5 protein-coding genes and 1 pseudogene are annotated in these 4,878 nt (G+C 64.3%); all 6 read left to right on the top strand.

Features of this window, described 5'->3' with window-relative positions:
- Positions 1-347 (top strand): annotated as a pseudogene (locus tag AC1D1P_RS14275) (complex I NDUFA9 subunit family protein); the annotation flags it as partial.
- Positions 348-592: 245 nt separating this feature from the next.
- Complete coding sequence (locus AC1D1P_RS14270) at positions 593-1,351, top strand: glutathione S-transferase family protein (protein ID WP_477673440.1); 759 nt, start codon at positions 593-595, stop codon at positions 1,349-1,351.
- Between the two features lie 12 nt (positions 1,352-1,363).
- Complete coding sequence (locus tag AC1D1P_RS14265; RefSeq protein WP_477673439.1) at positions 1,364-1,669, top strand: NIPSNAP family protein; 306 nt, start codon at positions 1,364-1,366, stop codon at positions 1,667-1,669.
- Positions 1,670-1,723: 54 nt separating this feature from the next.
- Complete coding sequence (locus tag AC1D1P_RS14260; RefSeq protein ID WP_477673438.1) at positions 1,724-2,998, top strand: multifunctional CCA addition/repair protein; 1,275 nt, start codon at positions 1,724-1,726, stop codon at positions 2,996-2,998.
- 78 nt (positions 2,999-3,076) lie between these two features.
- Positions 3,077-3,913 carry a trehalose-phosphatase gene (otsB, locus tag AC1D1P_RS14255; RefSeq protein WP_477668439.1) on the top strand — a complete coding sequence of 279 codons (837 nt, stop codon included), beginning with the start codon at positions 3,077-3,079 and terminating at the stop codon, positions 3,911-3,913.
- Positions 3,910-4,878, top strand: a 969-nt coding sequence (locus AC1D1P_RS14250; protein ID WP_477673437.1) for a glycoside hydrolase family 15 protein, incomplete at its 3' end; no start/stop codon positions are given. The genes otsB and AC1D1P_RS14250, both read left to right, overlap by 4 nt.

Below are 4,878 nucleotides of genomic sequence, written 5' to 3'. Positions count from 1 at the left end.
TCTATGACGTTTGCGGGCCCGACGTGTTCACGCTGCGCCAGCTGGTCAGGCTGGCCGGTCGCTACGCCGGTATCAACGGCGGCAAGGGCCGCCCGGTGATCAGCCTGCCGGATTTCCTGGGGCGCCTGCAGGCGCGCCTCATGGAGCTCGCGCCCGGAGAGCCGCTGCTGAGCCGCGACAACCTCGACGCCATGGCCACCGACAACGTGGCCACCGGCAAGCTGCCCGGCCTGCAGGCACTGGGTGTTCATCCTGCCGCGCTGGATGCGGTGGGGCCTTCTTATCTGGGAGCGCAGGGCTTGCGCAGCGGACTGACGGCCAAGCGTAAAACCGCCGGCCGTTTTTAGGCCCCCACGCTTCCCCACTTCGTGTGGGTCGCTGCCCCCCGAGGGGGCGCTGCGCCTGCGGCCCGGCAAAGCCGGTTCCGCGGCCCCGGTTGGCCTGAAGAGGAAATCCGCCCTTCTTACTCGCCGTGGATGTAGCATTAATTTCAAAGATTTTTTGCATCAATCGTGATTTCGCACGGCGGTAGCATCGCAAGTCGTTTTTCCATTTGACTTCTTTCCTTCATCATCAGCAGAACAGGGACACCATGCTCAAGCTCTACATCGGCAATAAAAACTACTCGTCCTGGTCCATGCGCCCCTGGGTGCTGCTCAAGCAGGCCGGCATTCCTTTTGAAGAAATCAAACTGCGCTTTGACTCGTTCGATGCCAACTCGACCTTCAAGGAAAAAATCGGCGGCGTGAACCCGACCGGCCGGGTGCCGGCGCTGGATGACGGCGGTTTTGTCGTGTGGGACACGCTGGCGATTGCCGAATACCTCGCGGAACGCTTTCCCGAGAAAAAGCTCTGGCCGCAGGATGTGAAAGCGCGCGCCCGGGCGCGCAGCGTATGCGCTGAAATGCACAGCGGCTTTGGCGCGCTGCGTTCGGCCTGCCCCATGAACATCGAAGCCGACCTGTCGGACATGGGCCAGCTGATCTGGCGCGACAAATCGGCCGTGCGTGCCGACGTGCAGCGCATTGTCGAGATGTGGACCGAGTTGCTGCAGCAATACAAGGACCCTCGTACCGCCGGGCCGCCCCAAGGTCCGAGCGCCCCCTCGGGGGGCAGGGAGACGCAGTCGACCGTGGGGGCCAATTTCTTGTTTGGAGAGTTCGGCATTGCCGATGCCTTCTTTGCGCCTGTGTGCATGCGCCTGAGCCGGTACGCCCTGCCGGTACCGGCGGAAATCGGCGCCTACATTCAGCGCGTCAGCGCGCTGCCCGGTGTCAAAGCCTGGATCGACGACGCGCTGGCCGAAAACGATTTCCGCGAATTCGAAGAGCCCTACCGCGTCAGGCGCTGAACGGGAGACATCATGGTCACGATCTATCTGCGTTACGTGCTGAACAYCGCCAAACTCAAGGAGTTCGAGCACTACGGCAAGCTGTGGATTCCGCTGGTCGAGAAATTCGGCGGCACGCACCATGGCTACTTCATGCCCAGCGAGGGCGCCAGCAACATTGCATTGGCCTTGTTCACCTTTGAGAGCCTGGCGGCCTACGAGATTTACCGCCAGAACTCCTTTTCCGACCAGGAATGCCTGGCGGCTTTCAAATACGCCGAAACGACCGGCTGCATCATCAGCTACGAGCGCAGTTTCTTCCGGCCTGTTTTTTCCTGAAAATCCGGCGCCGGCCGGGCTTTTGGGGCTGGCGCGAACCGCTAAACTGGCCTGATGGAAATATTCATGGTTGGTGGCGCGGTGCGCGATGCCTTGCTGGGCCTGCCCGTGCAGGACCACGATTGGGTCGTCGTGGGCGCCACCCCTGAAGCGCTGGTGGCACAAGGCTACCTGCCGGTCGGCAAGGATTTCCCGGTGTTCCTGCACCCGGACACCCGTGAGGAATACGCCCTGGCCCGCACCGAACGCAAAACCGCGCCGGGCTACCGCGGGTTTGTGGTGCACGCCGAGCCCGACGTCACGCTGGAGCAGGACCTGGCGCGGCGCGACCTCACTATCAATTCAATAGCTGCTCCCGCCCGTCCAGAAACAGCTTCAGCCGGTTTTGACCCCGACTTTTCAGCGTTGGTCGACCCGTTCGGCGGACAGCAGGACATCCGGAACAAGGTATTGCGCCACGTGACGGATGCCTTCCGCGAGGACCCCGTGCGCATCCTTCGGCTGGCGCGCTTTGCCGCGCGCTTTCCGGATTTCTCCGTGGCGCCCGAAACCATGGCGCTGATGCGGGACATGGTGGCCGAAGGCGAAGCCGATGCGCTGGTACCTGAACGCGTGTGGCAGGAGTTCGCACGCGGGCTGATGGAGGGCAGGCCTTCACGCATGTTCGAGGTGCTGCGCGAATGCGGCGCGCTGCAAAAGTTGCTGCCCGAGGTAGCGCGCCTCTGGGGTGTACCCCAGCCCGCCAGCCACCACCCCGAGGTCGACACCGGCGTTCACCTGATGATGGTGCTGGACATGTCGGCGCAGCTTGAAGGCTCTCTGGCCGTGCGCTTTGCCTGCCTGTGCCACGACCTCGGCAAGGGCACGACACCGGCCGATGTTTTACCGCGGCACATCGGTCACGAAGAACGCAGCGCCCAACTGCTGAAAGACGTGTGCGAGCGCCTGCGCGTGCCGGTCGACTGCCGCGAGATTGCCGACGTGGTGGCCCGCGAGCACGGCAACGTGCACCGCAGCGAAAGCCTGGGCGCCGCGGCCCTGGTGCGGCTGCTGGAGCGCTGCGATGCGTTTCGCAAGCCCCAGCGTTTCGGCGATATTTTGCTGGCCTGCGAATGCGACGCCCGCGGGCGCCTGGGCCTGCAGGATTCGCCCTACCCGCAACGCCCGCGCCTGCTGGATGCCCTGGCCGCGGCCCAGGCGGTGCAAACGCAGCCGCTGGCGCTGCAGGCCCAGGCGGCGGGACGCGGCGGCAAACAGATTGGCGAGTCCATCCACAGGGCACGCGTCAAAGCGGTGCAGGACAGCCTCCCCGGCACCGCTACAGGGTAGCCGCCATTGGCTGAAATGTGAAAAAAGGCGAAACCGGCCTACAGTGATTCAGCAGGGGCTCTGCTAAGGTGAATGGCGATGCATTTATCACCTTCTTCATCGCCGCCCCGACCCTCTTCACACGCACTTCCTCCCGGGCCTTTCGGGTCATTGCCGGTCATCAACGCGCAGACCGCCCTTTTTCTGGACTTTGACGGAACATTGGCCGACCTGGCGCCAGAACCCGACGCAGTCCAGCTGGTTTCAGGCGTGATTCCAGCCCTGGCGAGGCTTTCAGCGCAGTTGGGCGGCGCGCTGGCGATTGTGTCGGGCCGCAGGCTGGCCGACCTCGATGGCTTTCTCGCGCCTTTGCGGCTACCCCTGGCCACCGAACATGGCGCGCAGCGCCGCGATACGCAGGGCCGCGTCGTCAGCCTGGCAGAGCCGGACCTGCGGGAGCTCACCCGACGCGCCACCGACCTGGCCGCGCATCATGACGGGTTGCGCGTGGAAATCAAGCTGGCGGCCGTTGCCCTGCACTATCGCCACGCACCCGAGCTGGAAGCACTGTGCCTGCAGGTCATGCAGGAGGCGGCCGACCGCACGCCCGGTGTCGAGCTGCTGCATGGCAAGTGTGTTTTTGAAGTCAAACCGGCCAACGTCAGCAAAGGCTCGGCCATCAAGGCTTTTATGGCCGAACCGCCATTTGCGGGCCGCCTGCCCCTGTTTGCCGGCGACGACACCACCGACGAAGCCGGCTTTGCGGCCGTGCAATCCCTGGGCGGTGAAGGCATCAAGGTCGGCGAAGGCGCCACCCAGGCGCGCCATCGCTGCGCGTCACCCGAGGCGCTGCACCAATGGCTGCATGCGGCCTTCGGCGGCATGGCGCGGGAGACCGACGAAACACCGGCCGCCGCGCCAGAAAGCCGCCCATGAACGTCGCCGCCGACTCCCTGAACTTCGCGCCGCCCGCCCAACCCTCGCTGGCCATGGGCGTCATCGGCAACTGCGCCTTCAGTGCGCTGATTGATGTGCGCGGCCGCATCGTCTGGTGCTGCCTGCCGCGGTTTGACGGCGACCCTGTATTCAATGCGCTTCTCGAGCCGCAGCCCGCGCAGGACGACGCGACCGCCCCGGGCATCCAGGACTCGCAGTCCAGCGCCTTCGCCATCGAGATCGAGGATTTCGCCGAAGCCAAGCAGTGGTATGAGCCCAATACGGCGGTGCTGCGCACCCAGTTGTTCGACACACGCGGCCAGGGCATCGAGATCACCGATTTCGCGCCGCGCTTTTTCAGCCGATCACGCTTTTTCAGGCCCATGACGCTGGTGCGCCGCGTCAAACCCATCCACGGCGCGCCGCGCATCCGCGTATCGCTGGACATCCGCTTCGACTGGGGCCGGCGCAAGCCGCTGATCACCCAGGGCAGCAACCACCTGCGCTATGTGGGCGACGAGCTGACGCTGCGCCTGAACACCGACGTGTCGATTTCACACCTGCTGTCAAAGCAGCCTTTTGTGCTGACACGCGAGCATAATTTTCTGCTCGGCGCCGACGAGTCGCTGCCCGACGGCATTGCCGACACGGCGCGCCTGTTTGAGCAGGAAACCATTTCCTACTGGAAAAAATGGAGCCAGCGCCTGCATATTCCGCTGGAATGGCAGGAGGCCGTGATACGCGCAGCCATCACGCTCAAGCTTTCGCTCTTTGAAGACACCGGCGCCATCGTCGCCGCCATGACTACCAGCATTCCCGAGGCACCCGGCAGCCAGCGCAACTGGGACTACCGTTATTGCTGGCTGCGCGACGCCTTTTTTGTGGTGCGCGCACTCAACAGCCTCTCGGAAGTCGGCACCATGGAAGACTACCTGCGCTGGCTCGCCAACGTGGTGGTGCAGTCC

This window comes from Polaromonas sp. P1_E1_2, assembly GCF_056406035.1.
The sequence above is the reverse complement of the archived record's forward strand: the minus strand, read 5'-3'. Positions and strand labels throughout refer to the sequence as shown.